16 protein-coding genes and 1 pseudogene are annotated in these 17,459 nt (G+C 59.4%); 5 read left to right on the top strand and 12 right to left on the bottom strand.

All coding sequences use genetic code 11. The features are described from left to right. Positions 1–5: 5 nt before the first annotated feature. The 6 genes from ACJBF3_RS10160 to hpxO form a co-directional block, all read right to left on the bottom strand. The gene (locus ACJBF3_RS10160) at positions 6–683 is read right to left on the bottom strand and encodes a hypothetical protein (protein ID WP_045330710.1); all 678 of its coding nucleotides are present in this window, start codon (positions 681–683) and stop codon (positions 6–8) included. A 62-nt stretch (positions 684–745) separates the two neighbouring features. After that, on the bottom strand, positions 746–1,324 hold the full coding sequence (locus ACJBF3_RS10155) for a common pilus major fimbrillin subunit EcpA (RefSeq protein ID WP_045330800.1): 579 nt from the start codon (positions 1,322–1,324) through the stop codon (positions 746–748). 581 nt (positions 1,325–1,905) lie between these two features. Continuing rightward, the gene (locus ACJBF3_RS10150) at positions 1,906–2,910 is read right to left on the bottom strand and encodes an IS110-like element IS4321 family transposase (RefSeq protein ID WP_000427620.1); all 1,005 of its coding nucleotides are present in this window, start codon (positions 2,908–2,910) and stop codon (positions 1,906–1,908) included. Between the two features lie 1,004 nt (positions 2,911–3,914). Next, positions 3,915–4,850 carry a PDR/VanB family oxidoreductase gene (locus tag ACJBF3_RS10145; RefSeq protein ID WP_045326876.1) on the bottom strand — a complete coding sequence of 312 codons (936 nt, stop codon included), beginning with the start codon at positions 4,848–4,850 and terminating at the stop codon, positions 3,915–3,917. Positions 4,851–4,861: 11 nt separating this feature from the next. Continuing rightward, positions 4,862–5,896, bottom strand: a complete 1,035-nt coding sequence (gene hpxD, locus ACJBF3_RS10140; RefSeq protein ID WP_045326877.1) for a molybdenum cofactor-independent xanthine hydroxylase subunit HpxD — start codon at positions 5,894–5,896, stop codon at positions 4,862–4,864. A gap of 17 nt (positions 5,897–5,913) precedes the next feature. Continuing rightward, complete coding sequence (gene hpxO, locus ACJBF3_RS10135) at positions 5,914–7,068, bottom strand: FAD-dependent urate hydroxylase HpxO (protein ID WP_045326878.1); 1,155 nt, start codon at positions 7,066–7,068, stop codon at positions 5,914–5,916. A 239-nt stretch (positions 7,069–7,307) separates the two neighbouring features. Between hpxO and uraD the strand changes: the two genes are divergently transcribed. Together uraD and uraH are read left to right on the top strand one after the other, a co-directional pair. Beyond that, positions 7,308–7,808 carry a 2-oxo-4-hydroxy-4-carboxy-5-ureidoimidazoline decarboxylase gene (gene uraD, locus ACJBF3_RS10130; protein ID WP_045326879.1) on the top strand — a complete coding sequence of 167 codons (501 nt, stop codon included), beginning with the start codon at positions 7,308–7,310 and terminating at the stop codon, positions 7,806–7,808. Beyond that, positions 7,805–8,128: a hydroxyisourate hydrolase gene (gene uraH / locus ACJBF3_RS10125; protein ID WP_045326880.1), complete on the top strand. Its 324-nt coding sequence runs from the start codon at positions 7,805–7,807 to the stop codon at positions 8,126–8,128. The genes uraD and uraH overlap by 4 nt, the downstream gene beginning before the upstream one ends. Here the strand turns inward: uraH and guaD are convergent. Next, a complete protein-coding gene (gene guaD, locus ACJBF3_RS10120) occupies positions 8,108–9,427 on the bottom strand; it encodes a guanine deaminase (protein ID WP_045326881.1) in 1,320 nt (439 codons plus the stop codon). The genes uraH and guaD overlap by 21 nt on opposite strands. A gap of 99 nt (positions 9,428–9,526) precedes the next feature. After that, the gene (locus ACJBF3_RS10115; protein ID WP_045326882.1) at positions 9,527–11,023 is read right to left on the bottom strand and encodes an NCS1 family nucleobase:cation symporter-1; all 1,497 of its coding nucleotides are present in this window, start codon (positions 11,021–11,023) and stop codon (positions 9,527–9,529) included. Between the two features lie 144 nt (positions 11,024–11,167). On the opposite strand from ACJBF3_RS10115, the gene ACJBF3_RS10110 reads away from it, so the two are divergent. The 3 genes and pseudogenes from ACJBF3_RS10110 to puuE all read left to right on the top strand — a co-directional run bounded on the left by ACJBF3_RS10110 (position 11,168) and on the right by puuE (position 13,572). Further along, entirely contained in the window at positions 11,168–11,884 is a 717-nt protein-coding gene (locus tag ACJBF3_RS10110; protein ID WP_045326883.1) for a GntR family transcriptional regulator, read from the top strand. Continuing rightward, positions 11,884–12,755, top strand: a pseudogene (hpxA, locus tag ACJBF3_RS10105) (allantoin racemase). The gene ACJBF3_RS10110 and the pseudogene hpxA overlap by 1 nt, the downstream one beginning before the upstream one ends. Continuing rightward, positions 12,673–13,572, top strand: coding sequence for an allantoinase PuuE (gene puuE, locus ACJBF3_RS10100; protein WP_223239944.1), 900 nt, complete (start codon positions 12,673–12,675; stop codon positions 13,570–13,572). The pseudogene hpxA and the gene puuE overlap by 83 nt, the downstream one beginning before the upstream one ends. Before the next feature lie 212 nt (positions 13,573–13,784). Here the strand turns inward: puuE and hpxZ are convergent, their stop codons facing one another. The 4 genes from hpxZ to hpxW are packed head-to-tail and all read right to left on the bottom strand — an operon-like array spanning position 13,785 to position 17,350. Then, on the bottom strand, positions 13,785–14,177 hold the full coding sequence (gene hpxZ / locus ACJBF3_RS10095; RefSeq protein ID WP_045326886.1) for an oxalurate catabolism protein HpxZ: 393 nt from the start codon (positions 14,175–14,177) through the stop codon (positions 13,785–13,787). Further along, positions 14,174–15,571, bottom strand: coding sequence for an AtzE family amidohydrolase (locus tag ACJBF3_RS10090; RefSeq protein ID WP_045326887.1), 1,398 nt, complete (start codon positions 15,569–15,571; stop codon positions 14,174–14,176). Before ACJBF3_RS10090 ends, hpxZ begins: the two co-directional genes overlap by 4 nt. Next, positions 15,568–15,756, bottom strand: coding sequence for an oxalurate catabolism protein HpxX (gene hpxX / locus ACJBF3_RS10085; RefSeq protein ID WP_045326888.1), 189 nt, complete (start codon positions 15,754–15,756; stop codon positions 15,568–15,570). Before hpxX ends, ACJBF3_RS10090 begins: the two co-directional genes overlap by 4 nt. 10 nt (positions 15,757–15,766) lie before the next feature. After that, a complete protein-coding gene (gene hpxW, locus ACJBF3_RS10080; protein ID WP_045326889.1) occupies positions 15,767–17,350 on the bottom strand; it encodes an oxamate amidohydrolase in 1,584 nt (527 codons plus the stop codon). Positions 17,351–17,459 lie beyond the last annotated feature (109 nt).

The raw sequence follows: 17,459 nt of genomic DNA, 5'->3' as shown, positions 1-17,459 counted from the left end.
GATTCTCAGTTTACATTAATATAGGTCTCACCATGCCAGATCCCAATGCGTGTCTTTTTGTTGGTGAGGTCGGTGTGTTTTATTTTTACGCTAACACCGGGCATCAGGTAATAGCGCTCCCGGCAACCCTGTCCGGTATCTTTGGTTTTGTCCCTGCACGGTCCGTAGGAAATAACACGAAAAGAGGCATTTCCTGTATTGGTGACGGTGTCATTACTACGGCGGTAATCAAACTTCTCATTGCGAGGCGCTACCACCAGAATTGTACCGATAATGGCTGAGGTGGTGGCTTCACCCTGTTTTCTATTTTTACTTGCGCCAAATTCGGTTACCGGTTCATCAGTCCAGGATATCCGATAATAACGCTCTTTATCATCTTGCGGCCCTTTGTAAAAGAACCGAAAGTTCTCTTTGGCATGTCCGGGTAAAATTAAACTTGCAGGCGTGGATAATAATTCTGATTTCGTCTCGAGCGGTATAATAGTTCCATCCGCCATGGGGGAGGAAAGGCGTTCTACGCTCACGCTAACGTAACGAGCAGTATCCGTGGTATTGGCTATTTCCTTCGACAAACTTGTTGATTCAGGCCCCATAATGGCAGTGACGTCACCGACATTAATCGCCTGGGTGGAGAGTGATAGAGCCAGCAAAGGGAGTGAGATCAGCAGGGGATTGAGCTTCATAAGTGTGTCCTTATCAGGAGGCCGAAGCCTCCTGCAGATGCCCGGGGGTTACAATCCGGGAATTAAACGGTCCAGACTGCGGTGAACTGCACGCGAACGTCGCCGCTCCAGTAACCGTCTGTCAGATCGCTAAACTGAGCGGTGGTGCTGCCGTCAGAGGTGGCTGATTCGATGTTGAAATCGAAGTTGCCCTGGGCGCTGGTACGGTCGCTACCGGCGTACGCGGTGCTCACCGCCAGTGCATCCAGACCGGCGGAAATGTTGTTTGCCGTGTCGATCATGGTGACCGGAGCCGTTTTGCTCAGCGCGTTGCCGTTCCAGTTCACGCCAACGTCCAGAGTGGAGGCATCAGTGGTGCGGCTCAGGGTGTTGCTCACGATCTGAGAGGTCAGCATGAAGTCAGTCGCGCCGGACTGGCCTTCGATGGTGATATCAAATGCGCCTTTTTGAGTGTTAAACGCTTTAATTCCCTCTGCATACTGGAATGTCAGCGATTTAAGAGGGGTAACAACCAGTGCGCTGGTGGTGTCTTTGGTTGCGCTCGCATCCCAGCTTGCAGTGGCAGAGGCTGTAATATCAGCCATTGCATTGGAAGAAATAAGAGCAGCTGCCACAATACCCGCTAATACGATTTTGTTCATTTTCATTTTCCTAAAAGTATAAAGTTAGTTCCATTAATGGAGTTACTACGATGTTTACTTTCTATCCGGAGATTATGGTATTTAATCTCCCTCTGCCTCCCATCTTATTTTGCAGGCTGAGTCTTATTGCGTAGACTTTCCTTTCAGTCTCTGACAATGTTTTTGCTATTTCTTTAACGCTTTTCTCGGCGAGCATAAGATCTAAAACACGCACCTCTTTATCATTGAGCCTTTTACGATGTGAGCGCTCATCCCGATGCCCGAGAAAAGAAACGTTTATTTTCTTTTCTATTTCAGCTTTGGTATCGCTGGTGCTAATAACGGAATCTATGGTCACTCCCGTTTTTGCAACACCGATTTTGACGATAAATTGGCTTGCTTGAATCTATCCGGCGTCTGAATGGGATTTTATTCCCGCGCCTCGATGAGTTCCGCGCCTGATGAACCTCCAGAAAATATACGGCTTCAATGAGCCTTTCCGTTTTACAGGTTCCTCAACAGGCCGGTGGGCCGTTAGTATCATCAATATCAGTATTCGCAAAACCAGATCAGTGATTCTTTAAACCGGTGTATTTCTGCCGTTATGCTACATAAGTTTGCTGTCGTGCCGTTAGGGCCCAGGCTATTCTGGCCAGCTTGTTTGCCAGAGCACAAGTGACGACAAAGTTGCTTTTCCTACACAGTAGATCCCTGACCCAATCGGCCAATTTGCCAGACTGGTGTTCCAGTTTTTGTATGAATACCCTGGCACATTGAACCAACAAAGTTCGGATCTTTTTGTTACCTCGCTTACTAATTCCCAGCAATGTCGTCCGACCTCCCGTGCTGTACTGTCGAGGCACTAGCCCTGTTGCCGCCGCAAAGTCACGACTGCTGGCGTACTGCTTCCCGTCGCCAATCTCAGTTGAAATAGTACTCGCTGTCAGTGTTCCGACGCAGGGAATGCTCAGCAAGCGCTGTCCAATCTCATCTTCGTCCAACTTTCGTTTCAACTGGGATTCCAAATCTTTAATCTGCTCAACAAGATAGTGATAATGCTGTTGTAATTTCAGCAATAACTGGCTGAGGTATAGAGGCAAACTATTGTCCTCAAGAAGGGTACTCAGTCGGCTAATAACGGCAGCTCCTCGTGGAACGCTGATGCCAAATTCCAGCAGAAAAGCATGCATCTGATTGGTTGTTTTTACCTTATCCTGAACCAAGGATTCACGGACACGATGCAGCGCACGCATTGCCTGCTGAGATTCAGTTCTGGGCTGTACAAAACGCATAGACGGACGCGATGCAGCTTCACAAATAGCTTCGGCGTCGACAAAGTCGTTTTTGTTACTTTTAACGAATGGACGGACAAATTGTGGTGATATCAGCTTAGGAAAATGCCCCAACTCTTCCAACTTGCGTGCCATAAAGTGAGAGCCACCACAGGCTTCCATTGCGATGGTTGTAGCGGGGCATGTCGCCAAAAATTCGATTAACTTTGGCCGTGTAAATTTTTTACGGTAAACAGCCTTGCCGCGACGATCCTGGCAATGAATATGGAAAGAGTTTTTACCCAGATCGATACCAATGAGCGCAATGTTTTCCATGATAGTTCTCCGAATGAAAGCCTATCCTCAGCATAGTACCGGGAAGGAGGGAGTGACCATCTCATTAAATATCTCCTGACAACGCTTTTTCCAGTACAAGGCCAGCGGTTGCATTGATCTGTCAGAGATGAGTATTAATCGTAATCCTGATTGAGTCAGGTACTCAATCCACTTACTGTTAGTAAACAATCTGACGTTATAGCGAGAAAAATCAACGAAAATGAACCCGGCATGAACAAAATTATAATGCGTATTCACGAGGGCAAGCTTAATCCCTGTCTTCAAATACGTATTTTTGTCGGGCCATAAGCAGTATTGATTTTCAATGCAATTTATCATCTTTATCGTGGGCTGTGGTCTAAGCTCGCAATGATAATGACAACTCATACAGCATACTTTTTCATATTTCTGCGATGGCATATGCCGATTTATTTCCTTGTTGTTATTTACCCTGTTGTCCTGTGATGTCGTTATATTATGGCTAGCGTAAAAATGTGACAACTTTAATTTCTAAATGTGTCCACAAATAAATATCTGTATATTCCTGGATTTTCTTAGACGATGAGAAATGGCTAACTGGCTATTTTATATGAGAATTGTCTTAATTGATGGTTTTTTGTTCTTGAAATGGACCAGGAATTTTACGCATTCATATAGGAATTTTCGCTTTCTCAGTGAGGCAATTGGTTAAAAAAAAACAGCACGATTAATCAAAAAAAGAATCAAGAGCACGAGATTTGTTTTTGGGTTGTGCCTTTTTGGTTATTTATTTGTTAAATATGCGTATTTAAATGGTTTAATTTGACGCGAAAGGGTGGGGTTAAACAAATTTCGCTGGAAGGATTGACGTTCAATAATTGATCTCGTGCAGAGATTTGCTGCAGAAATCCTCCTGGCGAGAGGCACCAAACGTTAACGACCTGTGAAAGGTTCACGCGCCGACTGAGGTGTTCACAAATGCTCAACGATAACCCTGCGATAGGGCTATCGCAGGATTTTTCACTCTACAGCCCGATCGCCAGCTCCCCGGAATGGCTCCGCGAACAGCACAGCGCCACCTGCTGCTCCGGCGCGTTTTTTTCCGCCTCAGACTGTACGCTATCCCGGTGATCCACCACGCCGTCAATCACCGGCGTCAGGCAGGCCCCGCAGATCCCCATCTCGCAGGAGAGCGGAACCGCCACGCCATTTTCCAGCAGGACCTGGGCGATGGTTTTATCCGCAGGGACAGGCCAGCGCTCCCCGGTAGAGGCCAGCTTGACCATAAAGATCTCGCCCGCGACGCCGCTTGTGACCGGGGCCACGGGCTGAAACGCCTCGCTGTGAAGCTGGGCATCATCCCACCCTTTCGCGGTTGCCAGCTCGCGCGCTTTTTCCATAAAGCCCGCCGGGCCGCAGACCCAGGCGTGAAGCCCCGCCTGCGCTATCGGAAGATGCTCTGCCAGCGCGGCGCGCGGGCTGTCGGTATGAATAGTGCACTCACCGAACTGTGAAAGTTCCCGAACAAACGCCGCGCTTTCCCGGCGTTTAACGTAGTAGTGCAGCGTAAACGGCGTTCCGGCAGCCTTCAGCTGCAGGGCCATGGCGTACAGCGGCGTAATGCCGATCCCCGCCGCCAGCAGCAGCACACGCTCTGCCTGCTGAAGCGGGAACAAATTGCGCGGGGCCGAGATTGTCAGCTTCTGCCCGGGCCGCAGCGTCTCGTGAACGTAGCGCGACCCGCCGCGCGAGGCGGTTTCCCGCCCCACGCAGATAAGATACCCGTCGTCCTCACATGCCCCGGTCAGGGAATACTGTCGCACCACGCCGCAGGGCAGATGCACGTCAATATGTGCCCCCGGCTGCCACCGCGGCAGGGTTTCACCGTTTTCAGCCACCAGCCTGACGGCGAGGCTCCTGTCGCCCTCGCGCCACAGCCCGTCAACAATTACGCTCTGCATATCGGCCTCCGTCATACCAGGAAAAATTCGCCAAAGCCCATTTTTTTCAGCCCCCGACGGTAGGCAATCGAGCTTTTATCCGCGGGAATATGGGCCTCCAGCGTCAGATCCAGCGGCAGGCTTTCCGGACGCTGGGTTTCGACCATCAGGCGATCCTCTTCAAAAATCCGCAGATTGAAGGCATGCACGTCCTCTACCGGAATATGCAGATCAAAGTTGCGGGCGATAGGGGCGAACATTCGGGTCACCCGCGAGGACACCGGCGACGCGGCGTTCATAATCACCAGCCGGGATTCCCCCGGGAAATGGATCGTCAGGGTGGCGGTAAACGGCAGATGCATTTCAAAATGGCGCAGCCACTGGAAGCCTTCCGGCGCCTGCACGGGTGAACTGGCGGGATAGTTGCTGACGGAACTCCAGTAATCGGCTACAAACCCAAACGGCGTCTCCTGCGGCTGATAGTGGGGCACCAGCGGGTTATCCGGGTCCGCAAAGGTATCGGTATGGATCCAGGCGAAGTGCGCCACGTCCAGAAACCCTTCCACCTGACGCCCGGCGAAGCCGTTCACCTCAAACGCCGGGCAGTTGATCTGCTGAAATCCGTCATCATCCCAGTGCGGCATGGTGGGCAGCGGCACGGGATTTTCCGGGTCAAAGGCCAGACAGGTCCAGATCAGGCCAAAGCGCTCCTCAACGGCGTAGTTAATCAGGTTCAGCTTCGCCGGCACGGGCTGGTCGGGGCTGGAGGGGATACGGTTGCAGCGCCCGTCCTCTCCGAAACGTAAGCCGTGGTAAGGGCAGATAATCCCGTGCTCGTCGTGAAAGCCGAGCGTCAGCGGCACGCCGCGGTGCGGGCAGACGTCACGGGCGACCACGACCCGGTCATTAATCCGGTAAATCACCAGCGGTTCGTCCAGCAGGGTCGCCTTGACCGGCGCCGGGCCGATGTCGCAGGCGCGGGCGACCGGATGCCAGCATTTCGCCAGGCGCAGCCAGTCCTCTGGCTCAAACGTGCAGTGGGCGGGTGGAGTCGGTTCTCTTTTCATCGTTGTCCCTCTTACGTTCAGCCTAACGGGCCGCCCTGAATGGTCTCGCACAGACCGTTAATGATGCGCTCCCCGGTCTCCTCTTTCAGCTCCTGATACCAGGCCTGGGTCAACGCCATGTCTTTCCCGTGGGTGACGTCGCAGCGCTTGCGCGCCTTCAGCACCAGGTCGCGCACCCGGTCGCAGCGCAGCGCTTCGTACTGCCGCAGCGCCAGCGTGATGCTGTGGTTTTCACGCAGGCATTCGCCCAGCACCACGGCATCTTCCATCGCCGCGCAGCCGCCCTGACCGATATCCGGCGTGGTGCTGTGCCCGGCATCCCCCAATAGCGCGACGTTGCCGCGTACCAGGGTGTCGAACGGCTCGATGTCGTGGATCTCAATCCGGTTGGTGGTGTCGGGGTCGAGCGCCGCGATAAGCTTTTGCACCGGCGGGGCCCAGCCGCGGAAGTAGCCCGTGAGATCGGCGCGCAGGGTGGTGCGATCTTCCGCCAGACCGGCGGGGAGCGGCACGTCAAAAAAGAAATAGAAGCGACCGCCGGAAACCGGCATCAGCGACACGCGTTTGCCTTCGCCGACGAAGGTGGTCCACTGGTGCGCCGGGGCGATCTCTTCATCAATCTTCACCAGCCCGTTCCAGTTCACGTACCCGGCGTAGCGGCGCTCCGGCGTGTACCCCAGCACGTACGGGCGAACCGCAGAGTGGCTGCCGTCGGCGGCAATCAGGAAATCGCCGGTTGCCGTGGTGCCGTCGGTAAAGGTGACGCTCACGCCCGCGTCGTCTTCACGGACGCGTTCGACGCGCTTGCCAAACTGCACCCTGTCGCGGCCCCAGAAGTCCAGCATTTCGCGCTGAAGCTCGGCGCGCGAGACGGGGCAGGGACGCCCGCCGGTGCGTTCGACCAGCGGGGCAAGGCTAAAGCGGGTCAGGGTCTCGCCGCGCCGGTAATCCTTGTAGGCCATAAAACGCATCGGGCCGCCGTAGGTCTCGATGATGTCGCCCATGCCGAGGTGCTGCATGCACTTCACGCCGTTCGGCCAGATGGAGATGGCTGCCCCGACGGGCCTGATCTCCTTCACGGCTTCAAATACGGTACAGTCGATGCCCGCTTTCTTCAGCGCGACGGCGGCGCTCAGGCCGCCAATACCCGCGCCAATAACGATTGCTCTCATGCTTCTCTCCTTTTGCAGGGTGTAAAGACATTCAGCAATTTGCGTACCAGGCTGCAGAGTGGCGAAAACGGCATTGTGGGGCAGGCGTTTGCACTGCTAAGGTGCGAAAACGCCGTGAGCGTGCCTTTTCTTGAATCAAAAATTTCCCGTTGAGCTATGCGGAATCGACTGTTTCACGTCCTCGCTCAGAGTGGCGTGGTTTGTGCAATACCCCGGAGAAGGACAATAAAGGAGACGCTATGATCGGACTGCACGACTTCAATCATCTTTCCCACGAAAAGGCGTTCGCGTTGGTTCACCCCTGCGTGGCGCTACCCGACTGGGCCGATGCGCTGGTTCGCGGGCGGCCTTACGCCAGCCGGGACGAATTGTTCAGTACGGCAAAATCGCTGACGCAAACCTGGGACAACGCGGCATTAACGCAAGCATTGAGCGCCCATCCGCGCATCGGAGAAAAGCCAACGGGCTCACAGGCGGAGGCGGCGCTGTCGCGCCAGGAGCAGGGGGCGGTGAACGATCGCGATGCTGCCCTTGCCCGGGCGCTGCGTGAGGGCAATGCCCGCTACGAGGCCCGCTTCGGACGCGTCTTTTTGATCCGCGCGAAGGGGCGCAGCGGCGAGGAGATTTTACAGGCCCTGCACGCGCGGCTGGAGAACAGCGATGCGCAGGAGGTACACGCCGCGCTGGAACAGCTGCGGGACATCACGCTGCTAAGGCTGGAAGGAGTGATTGGCGAATGAGCACGCTCAGCACCCATATTCTTGATATTTCGACGGGCAAGCCCGCAGAGGGCGTGACGGTTCACCTGCAGCAGGACGGGAACACGCTGGCCACGGGCGTCACCAACGCGCAGGGGCGCATTGCCGCCTTCGTGCCCGCTCTGCCAAAAGGCCGCTACCGGCTGGTGGCGGAGATCGGCCAATGGTTTAGCAACAGTGGCCGCGACACGATCTATCCCTGCGCGCGGATTGATTTTGTGACGGGAGGAGCGGCAGACGAGCACTTTCATCTGCCGTTTGTGATTGCGCCCGGCGGGTGGTCAACCTACCGGGGCAGTTGACCACACCCGCTCGCCGTTGACCCAGGTTTCGCTGATGTTGCGCTCGTCACCGAGGGTCATCAGCACAAAAAGCTGCTCGTAGATATCCTGGCAGCGGCGATTGCGCAGGCGCTGCAGCGGCGTCACGTCCGGGTCGATGACGACGAAATCCGCCTCTTTGCCGGGCGTGAAGTTGCCAATCTTATCGTCCAGGCGGAGGGCGTGCGCGCCGCCCAGCGTGGCGTGATAAAACGCCTCGCTGGCGCGCAGGCGGTAGCTCTGAAGCTGGCCGACCTTGTAGGCTTCCCCCAGCGTGCGCAGCATGCTGAAGGTGGTGCCCGCCCCGACGTCGGTGCCGATGCCCATCCGCACCCTGTGCTGCCAGCAGGCGGGCAGGCGAAACAGCCCGCTGCCGAGGAACAGGTTAGAAGTGGGGCAAAACGCCACCGCCGAGCCGGTATCATGCAGGCACTGCCACTCGCTGTGGTGAAGATGGATCGCGTGGGCAAACATGCTGCGCTCGCCGGTCAGGCCGTAGTGGTGATACACGTCCAGATAGCGCTCGTGCTCCGGCCAGAGGTCGCTCACCCAGGCCACTTCGTTGGGGTTTTCGCTCAGGTGGGTCTGCAGCCAGGTATCCGGAAACTCCTCTCTGAGCAGGCTGACCGCGGCAAGCAGCTCGGGGGATGACGTCGGGGCAAAGCGCGGTGTAATGGCGTATCCCAGACGCCCGCGATGATGCCAGCGCTGGATCAGCGCCCGCGTCTGCCGGTAGCTCTGCTTCGCGTCTTCGCTCAGGTAGTCCGGCGCGTGTCTGTCCATCATCACCTTTCCGGCGATAAGGCGCATGTTAAGGCGCAGCGCCTCTGCAAACAGCGCCTCGACCGATTCCGGATGCAGCGTGCAGAACACCAGCGCGGTGGTGGTGCCGTTGCTCACCAGCTGGTTAATGAAAAATTCGGCGATCTCTGTCGCGTAGGCCTCATCGGCAAACTGGCTCTCCACCGGAAAGGTGTAGGTGGTCAGCCACTCCAGCAGCTGCTCGCCAAAGGCGCCGATCATCTCCGTCTGCGGGTAATGGACGTGGGTATCGATAAAACCGGGCAGCAGGAGCCTGCCGCGCATATCGGTGTAGCCCTTGTGAGGGTCAAGATACTGCTCGCCCTCCTGCCACGGCATGTGCGCCAGAATGGTGCCGTTCTGGATAAACAGCAGCCCGTCCTCAAGGTAGCGCGCGTGTTCGGCGATCGCGTCTGCGCTGTCGCAGACCTGGGCAATGTCAAAAAATGCACCGCGTATCGCAGTCTGGTATTCCATCATGGTTCCTGCCTTGGTGTTTGCGTAGCGGGGTAAGAAGGCTCAGCAAGAACGGTGCCAGAATGAACGGGCCGCAGTTACGCTGCGGCCCGAGGGGGAGGGTTACTCTTTTTGCGTCGCTACGCGGGAGCTGAACGTCGTCGCACCTGCCGTCTCGCGATCTTCCCGCGCCAGCCAGCGGTAGGTCACGCCGCCGAGGAAGACGCCGATGAACCAGCTGAAGTTTGCCACCTCATGCAGGGCCGGGATAAAGCTAATGACCAGGCCCACGGCAACGGAGGGGATCAGCGCGCCGATGGCTTTCGGGTTAAAGCCGTTGCGATACCAGTATTTGCCCTTCGGCGTGTCGTCGAACAGATCGTCCACCGACACCTTGCCGCGCTTAATCAGGTAGAAATCGGCAATCAGAATGCCGAACAGCGGGCCGATAAATGCCCCGAGCACGTCCAGGGTGTAGTGGATAAGCTCCGGCGAGTTGAACAGGTTCCACGGGGTGAGCAGGATCGAGCCGACGGCGGCAATCATCCCCCCGGTGCGGAAGCTGATTTTCTGCGGCGAGCAGTTAGAGAAATCAAAGGCCGGTGAGACGAAGTTCGCCACAATGTTAATCCCGATGGTGGCGGTGATCATCGTCAGCAGGCCAATCGCCACGGCCAGATCGTTACCCACGCGGCTGACGGTTTCGATCGGGTCGGTGATCATGCGGCCAAACAGCGACTGCGTGCCGGAGACAATCACCACGGTGACGATGGAGAACAGCAGGAAGTTAAACGGCAGCCCCCAGCGGTTGCCGCGGCGGATCTCCCCCATGCTTTTGCCGTAGCGGGAGAAGTCGCCAAAGTTGAGCAGCGGGCCGGAGAAGTAGGAGACCACCAGCGCGGTTGCGGTGATCATCTGCCAGGTTTGCTCGCCCGCGCTCAGGGATTTGCTGGCGAGGGTAAAGGAGATGCCGTCGAAACCGGTCTTGTATACAATCCAGCCTGCGAGGGCCAGCATCACCACGTAGACCGCCGGACCGGCGATATCAATAAAGCGCTTGATGGCGCTCATGCCGTGCCAGAAGACCATCGCCTGCAGGACCCACATAATGGCAAAGCAGATCCAGCCCAGATGCGACAGGCCGAGGAACGCGCCGGTGGTGAGCGAAGAGAGTGACGGCCAGAACTTCAGCGCCACCAGCATCAGGGCGTTGGCGGCCAGATAGGTCTGGATGCCGTACCACGCGAAGGCAATCAGCCCGCGGATCACCGCCGGAATATTGGCGCCGAAGACGCCAAACGCCTGACGGCTGATCACCGCATAGGGCACGCCCGCCATCTGGCTCGGTTTTGCCACCAGGTTGGCGCACAGCTGCACGATGCAAATCCCCACCAGCAGGCAGAGCAGGACCTGCCAGCTTGCCAGCCCGAGCGTAAAGAAGCTCGCGGCGACAACATATCCTCCCATGCTGTGCACGTCCGACATCCAGAACGAAAAGATGTTGTACCAGCTCCAGTTCTGGTCACGCGTCGGTGCCAGATCCTCATTGCAAAGACGTGGGCTGTAAGCCGCACCGGAATCAGCGGCCGTACCCTGCTGCGCGTTTTGACTGTTTGGCATGAAACCTGCTCCTGTGAATGAAAACCCCTTGAGTGGGCGTGCAGAGGGGGTTGCAGGATCCAGGCCAAAATAATAAATCTTGTATGCAATATTTTATTTTTATGTATACGATTCGATAACGCGAAGTTAAATATGGAGTGTTAAATGAACAACCTAAATGCCCTGCAGACCGCGCCAGACCTGCATGACAAAGACGAATCGATCTTTCAGGCGCTGATGACCGCGATTGTCGAACATCAGCTGCTGCCGGGGAGCAAACTGCCGGAAGAGGCGCTGGCCGAGGTCTTTGGCGTGAGCCGCACGGGCATCCGCAAGGTGCTTCAACGACTCGCCGCAGTGCAAATGGTCACCTTATCGCCCAGGCGTGGTGCACACGTCGCCAGCCCGACGGTAGAAGAGGCGCGGCACATCTTCCGCACCCGCGCCCTGCTGGAGGTCGCCAACCTGCCTGACGTGCTGGCCCACTGCCAGCCGCCGCACCTTGCCGCGCTGGAGGCCATTATTCGCCAGGAGCAGCAGGCGCACGAGGCGTACGACGGCCCGGCGGCGATCCGCCACTCCGCCAGTTTTCATATTCAGCTGCAGGCCATCTCCGGCAACCAGGTGCTCACCGAGATGGTGACCGGCCTGAGCCAGCGCTCGTCGCTGGTGATTGCGACCTGGGGCGCGCCCTGGCGGCAGGGCTGCCGCTGCAACGATCACGAACAGCTGGTGGATCTGCTGCGCCAGAAGGCGCTTGAGCCATTAAGCGATGCCCTCATGCACCATTTTGAACATATCGTTGCCAGCCTCTGCTTCGAGCGGGCGGGCGAGTGTCTGCCTGATTTTGCCAGGCTGTTTGCCGGCCACAAGGAGTCGTAATGTCCGTCCGTATACAAGTGATCAACCCCAACACCAGCCTCGCGATGACGGAAACCATCGGCGCGGCGGCCCGCGCGGTCGCTGCGTCGGGAACCGAAATCATCGCCGTCTGCCCAACCGCGGGCGTGCCGTCTATAGAAGGCCACTTTGACGAGGCCATCGCCGCCGTCGGTGTCCTGGAACAGATCAAAAAAGGCAGGGAGCAGGGCGTGGACGGTCACGTCATCGCCTGCTTTGGCGATCCGGGCCTGCTGGCGGCGCGCGAGCTGGCGCAGGGGCCGGTTATCGGCATCGCCGAAGCCGCGATGCATATGGCGACGCTGGTGGCGACGCGCTTTTCGGTGGTCACCACGCTGCCGCGCACGCTGATTATTGCCCGTCATCTGCTGCATCAGTATGGCTTTCAGGACCACTGCGCGGCGCTGCACGCCATCGACCTTCCGGTACTGGCGCTGGAGGACGGCAGCGGTCTGGCGCAGGAAAAAGTGCGCGCGCGCTGTATCCAGGCGCTGAAAGAGGACGGCTGCGGCGCCATCGTGCTGGGCTGCGGCGGCATGGCGACCCTGGCGCAGGAGCTAACGCGCGAGCTGCGCGTGCCGGTGATCGACGGCGTCAGCGCGGCGGTGAAGATGGTGGAATCGCTGGTGGCGCTGGGGCTGTCGACCAGCAAGCACGGGGATCTGGCGTTCCCGGAGAACAAACCGTTAAGCGGGCAGTTTCAGGCACTGAATCCATTTTAATTTTTGGGGGTGGCAATGGGGCTTTTTGATCAGGATTACCCGCGGGATCTGCGCGGCTACGCGGGCAGCCCGCCGCACGCGCGCTGGCCGAATCAGGCGCGCATCGCCGTACAGTTTGTGCTCAATTATGAAGAGGGTGCGGAAAACCACGTTCTGCACGGCGATGCCGGATCCGAGCAGTTCCTGTCGGACATCATCGGCGCGGCCAGCTACCCGGACAAACACATGTCGATGGACTCCCTCTACGAGTACGGCAGCCGCGCCGGGTTCTGGCGGATCCACAATGAATTCCAGAAGCGCGGCCTGCCGCTGACGGTCTTCGGCGTAGCGATGGCGCTGGCGCGTCACCCGGAGATCGTCGAGGCAATCAGGGCGGCGGATTACGACGTGGTCAGCCACGGCTGGCGCTGGATCCATTATCAGAGCATGGATATCAGCCAAGAGCGCGAACACCTGCATAAAGCGGTGCAGGTGCTGACCGACCTGTTCGGCAAGCCGCCGACGGGCTGGTACACCGGCCGCGACAGCCCCAACACCCGCCAGCTGGTGGTGGAGCACGGCGGCTTCGACTACGACAGCGACTACTATGGCGACGACCTGCCTTTCTGGACGGAGGTGGCCTGCAGCGACGGCACCCGTAAACCGCATTTGATAGTGCCCTACACGCTGGATGCGAACGACATGCGCTTCGCCACCGCGCAGGGGTTTAACACCGCCGAGCAGTTTTATACGTATCTGAAAGACAGTTTTGACGTGCTGTATGAGGAGGGGGAACGCGCGCCGAAAATGATGTCCATCGGCATGCACTGCCGCCTGCTGGGTCGGCCGGGGCGTTTTCGCGCGCTGCAGCGGTTCCTGGATTACGTGCAGCAGCACGAGCGGGTGTGGGTCTGTACCCGCCAGCAGATTGCGGACCACTGGCGGGAGGTGCATCCGTTTCAGAAATAATTGAGCCGTGTTTTGCCGGGTGGCGGCTGCGCCTTACCCGGCCTACGGAATCTCGTATTCCCGGCGGTGTTACACCATCAAACTCACCTGTGCCGTCATAAGCAAACCGTTTCAGACATAATTGTGCGATGTTTTGCCCGGTGGCGCTGCGCTTACCGGGCCTACGATGTCCTGTAGGCCGGGTAAGGCGCAGCCGCCACCCGGCAGGTTTTTCAGCGTAACACCATCAAACTCACCTGTGCCGCCACGATCCGCCATCCATAAGCAAACCGCACCCACGTCTGCTGCTGGCGGCCAATGCGCTCTGTGCCCTCGCGGGTAAACTCGGTGCTGCACACGGCATAATCCTCCCCGAAGGTGGTAATCACGGTGTGGCGCAGCGTCCGCTGCAGCCCGGCGGCGGGGCGCGCCGCCCGGAAGGCGCGGATTTCATCAATGCCGTACAGGTTTTCACCCGCGCCCAGCCGCACCGTGTTTTTATCGTGCCAGAACAGCTCGTCCAGCACGGCAATATTGTTGCTCACCAGCGCGTCTTCGTAGCGGTAAAACGCGGCGGTCACCTCGGCAACCACCCACGGCAGGTTAATGTCGTCGTGATTCATCATGCTGCTATCTCCGCCGGACGGGCATCGGTGATGCCGCGCTCTTCCAGAACCCGCGCGACGCGCAGGCAGGCCTGCTCGTTAAACGGCGCGGCAATCAGCTGCAGGCCAATCGGCATACCCTGAGCGGTACGCAGCGGAACGGTGGTCACCGGCAGGCCCAGGAACGAAATCGGCTGGGTCAGCATCCCCATGCTGGCGCGAATGGGGAGCTGCTGGCCGTTAATCTCCATGGTCTGCTCGCCCGCGAGCGTCGCGCCGCGCGGGGTGGCCGGGGCGATCAGCACGTCGGCCTGCGTGAACAGGGTTTTGAACGCCTGCCGGGCGTGCGCGCGAAACCGCTGGGCCTGAATGTACCAGGCAGAAGGGATCATCGCCCCTGCCAGCAGCCGTTCGCGGGAATGGGGCTCAAAACGCTCCGGCTCCCGACGAAGCGCGGGCAGGTACTGGTTTCCCCCTTCGGCGGCGCTGATGATAAATGCCGCCGAGCGCGCCAGCTCGGCGTCCGGAAACCGCAGCTCGTCCTGCACGTCAAGCGCCTTCGCCACCCGCGCCACGGCGTCTCGGGCATCCGCGTCGCACCAGGTGGTGAAGTAGCCGCCGAGCACCGCGCAGCGCAGGCCGTCAAGCCCGCGGTCGAGCAGGGGGCGCGTCTGCTCGCGCGTGCTCTCGGCCTGAAACGCGTCGCTGCTGTCCCGCCCCTGCAGCGCGTCATACACCGATGCCAGATCGCACACGCGGCGGGCGAAGGGGCCGATATGATCCAGGCTCGGGACAAACGGATGGCTGCCGGAACGCGACAGGCGGCCAAAGGTGGGCTTCAGGCCATAGATGCCGCACAGGGAGGCCGGAACGCGAATCGAGCCGTTGGTGTCGGTGCCGAGCGAAAAGTGCACCAGCCCGGCGGCCACCGCGGCGGCTGAACCGCCGGACGACCCGCCCGCGATGCACGCCAGGTCGTGCGGGTTACGCGTCGTGCCGTAGTGGCTGTTCTCGGTGGTAAAGCCGTAGGCGTAGGCATCCATATTCACCATCCCGGTCAGCAGCCCGCCCGCGCTGCGCAGCTGGCGCACCGCGAAGCCGTCAGCGGCGGCGGCAGGCCGCTGGCTGAACAGCTCGGCCCCGGCGAGGGTGGTGTGGCCCGCAACGTCGAACAGGTTTTTCACCGCGTAGGGCACGCCCGCCAGGGGCGGCAGGGGGCGCTTCTCGCGGCGCAGGGTGTCGATGCTCTCGGCCTCGGCGAGCATGCGCGCTTCCGTCACGGCGGTCCAGGCGTTAATCTGCGGGTTAACGCGCGCAATTGCCTCCAGCGTCTGGCGGGCAATCTCATGGGCGCTCAGCTCGCCCGCGCTCAGCGCCTGCTGAATGTCGCTGATACTCATCTCGCGTAGCCTCATGCTTTATACACTCCTGCGATCTCCAGACGGTCGTCGAGCGGCAGCGCCATCAGCGGGGTGGCCATGCTGGCAATGCGGCTGAACTGCACCTGCAGCTCGGCGCGGCGGGCGTCGTCCAGCGTCACGCCGAGCACGGTTTCCATCTGCGCAAGGTACGTCTGCCAGTCGGGTTGGTGTGTGGTCATTGTTTTCTCCTCAAAATCCGGCGGCCGCGCCGTTGCTGCGCGGATCAAATGCCCCTTCGAACAGCCCGTTGGGGTGACGCACAATCGCGCCCGCGTGGCCCATCGCTTCACTAAAGTCAGGGAACATTTCCACCTCGTGACCGAGTGCCCGCAGGCGCGCGACCGTATCGGGTGAAAAACGTCCTTCAAGCTTTAAGGTGTCCGAGGTTTGCCCCCAGGTGCGGCCCAGCAGCCAGCGCGGGCGGGAAATGCTCTCCTGCAGCGGGACGCCCTGGACCACGTAGCGGGTAAAGAGCGCGGCCTGGGTTTGCGGCTGGCCGTCGCCGCCCATCGCGCCGTAGACCATCACGCGCCCGTCCTTAAGACGCGCCGCCGCCGGGTTCAGGGTATGGAAAGGCTGCTTGCCCGGCGCGAGGGCCAGAAGATGCTCGGGATCGAGGCTGAACGATGCGCCCCGGTTCTGCCAGGTTATGCCGGTGTCGGGCAGCACCACGCCGCTGCCGAACTCGTGATAGATACTCTGGATAAACGACACGGCAAGTCCGCTTTTTTCCATCACCCCCATCCACACCGTATCGCCGGGGCCTTTTCCGGTGCCCCACGGCGCGGCGCGGCCGTCGTCAACCCTGTCGGCAAGCGCCTGCAGGGCGGCGGGATCCAGCAGGCTCTGAATATCGGTTTTCAGCGCGCGCGGGTCGGTGATGTGGGCATCGCGCAGGCCAAAGGCCAGCTTGGTGGCTTCCACGATGCGGTGAAGGGTGTCGGCGTCGTCGGCCTCCGCCATGTTCAGGCGGTCAGTAATGCCGAGTATCGCCAGCGAAACCAGCCCCTGCGTTGGCGGGGCATGGTTAAAGATCTCTCCCTGCTGATGCTGCAGTTTCAGCGGCACGGTGCGCCGGGCGGCGTGGGCGCGTAAATCGGCCAGCGTGACCGGCAGGCCCAGCGTCTCCATGCCCTGCGCCAGCACCTCCGCCAGCGGGCCGCGATAAAAGCTGTCCAGACCGTCCTCCACAAGGCGTGTCAGGGTCGTAGCCATGGCGGGCTGGTAAAACCGGCTGCCGACCTCTGGCGGCTTGCCGTCCACCAGCCAGGTTTCCGCGAAGCCGGGAACGTCCTTCAGCTCGTCGAATTTACTGGCCGTGGCGTGAGCCTGAGAGGCCGTAACCGGCGTGCCGTTCTGCGCGTACTCAATGGCGTCGGCCAGCAGGCGGGAGAGCGGCAGCGCCTTGCCGGTCATCTCGTGGGAGACCTTCAGCGCCTCGTCCCAGCCGCTCACGGTGCCGGCGACGGTCAGCGCCGCCTGCGGGCCGCGATGGGGAATATGCGCCAGCCCGTCGTAGGCGGCGAGCGTCGCGCGCGATCCCGCCGCGCCGCTGGCGTCAATGGCGATCGGTTCGCCCTGCGGGGGAACGATGAGCCAGAAGCCATCGCCGCCCAGCCCGTTCATGTGCGGGTAAACCACGGCGATAGTGGCCGCCGCGGCGACCATCGCCTCTATCGCGCTGCCGCCTTCGCGCAGCACCGCCAGCGCGCTCTGGCTGGCAAGATGGTGGGGCGCAACGGCCATGCCGTGCGTGGAGACATTACTTTGCATGAAGCGTCCTCGTAATCCTGAAAGGCACAAGGTGCTGCAAAAGCTGTTCCAGATCTGAAAAAAAAGTTTCAGTAAACTGGCACGTATAATGAAAGGTAGAATGAAAGGC

This window comes from Enterobacter sp. PP-008-ECC_S150, assembly GCF_045257065.1.
Taxonomy (GTDB): domain Bacteria; phylum Pseudomonadota; class Gammaproteobacteria; order Enterobacterales; family Enterobacteriaceae; genus Enterobacter; species Enterobacter chengduensis.
This window is presented reverse-complemented; position numbering and strand designations above follow the sequence as displayed.

What these genes read in the sequence shown, in the direction of transcription:
- ACJBF3_RS10160 (WP_045330710.1), bottom strand. Translation starts at nt 683, where the DNA reads ATGAAGCTCAATCCCCTGCTGATCTCACTCCCTTTGCTGGCTCTATCA.
- ACJBF3_RS10155 (WP_045330800.1), bottom strand. Translation starts at nt 1,324, where the DNA reads ATGAACAAAATCGTATTAGCGGGTATTGTGGCAGCTGCTCTTATTTCT.
- ACJBF3_RS10150 (WP_000427620.1), bottom strand. Translation starts at nt 2,910, where the DNA reads ATGGAAAACATTGCGCTCATTGGTATCGATCTGGGTAAAAACTCTTTC.
- ACJBF3_RS10145 (WP_045326876.1), bottom strand. Translation starts at nt 4,850, where the DNA reads ATGCAGAGCGTAATTGTTGACGGGCTGTGGCGCGAGGGCGACAGGAGC.
- hpxD (WP_045326877.1), bottom strand. Translation starts at nt 5,896, where the DNA reads ATGAAAAGAGAACCGACTCCACCCGCCCACTGCACGTTTGAGCCAGAG.
- hpxO (WP_045326878.1), bottom strand. Translation starts at nt 7,068, where the DNA reads ATGAGAGCAATCGTTATTGGCGCGGGTATTGGCGGCCTGAGCGCCGCC.
- uraD (WP_045326879.1), top strand. Translation starts at nt 7,308, where the DNA reads ATGATCGGACTGCACGACTTCAATCATCTTTCCCACGAAAAGGCGTTC.
- uraH (WP_045326880.1), top strand. Translation starts at nt 7,805, where the DNA reads ATGAGCACGCTCAGCACCCATATTCTTGATATTTCGACGGGCAAGCCC.
- guaD (WP_045326881.1), bottom strand. Translation starts at nt 9,427, where the DNA reads ATGATGGAATACCAGACTGCGATACGCGGTGCATTTTTTGACATTGCC.
- ACJBF3_RS10115 (WP_045326882.1), bottom strand. Translation starts at nt 11,023, where the DNA reads ATGCCAAACAGTCAAAACGCGCAGCAGGGTACGGCCGCTGATTCCGGT.
- ACJBF3_RS10110 (WP_045326883.1), top strand. Translation starts at nt 11,168, where the DNA reads ATGAACAACCTAAATGCCCTGCAGACCGCGCCAGACCTGCATGACAAA.
- hpxZ (WP_045326886.1), bottom strand. Translation starts at nt 14,177, where the DNA reads ATGATGAATCACGACGACATTAACCTGCCGTGGGTGGTTGCCGAGGTG.
- ACJBF3_RS10090 (WP_045326887.1), bottom strand. Translation starts at nt 15,571, where the DNA reads ATGAGGCTACGCGAGATGAGTATCAGCGACATTCAGCAGGCGCTGAGC.
- hpxX (WP_045326888.1), bottom strand. Translation starts at nt 15,756, where the DNA reads ATGACCACACACCAACCCGACTGGCAGACGTACCTTGCGCAGATGGAA.
- hpxW (WP_045326889.1), bottom strand. Translation starts at nt 17,350, where the DNA reads ATGCAAAGTAATGTCTCCACGCACGGCATGGCCGTTGCGCCCCACCAT.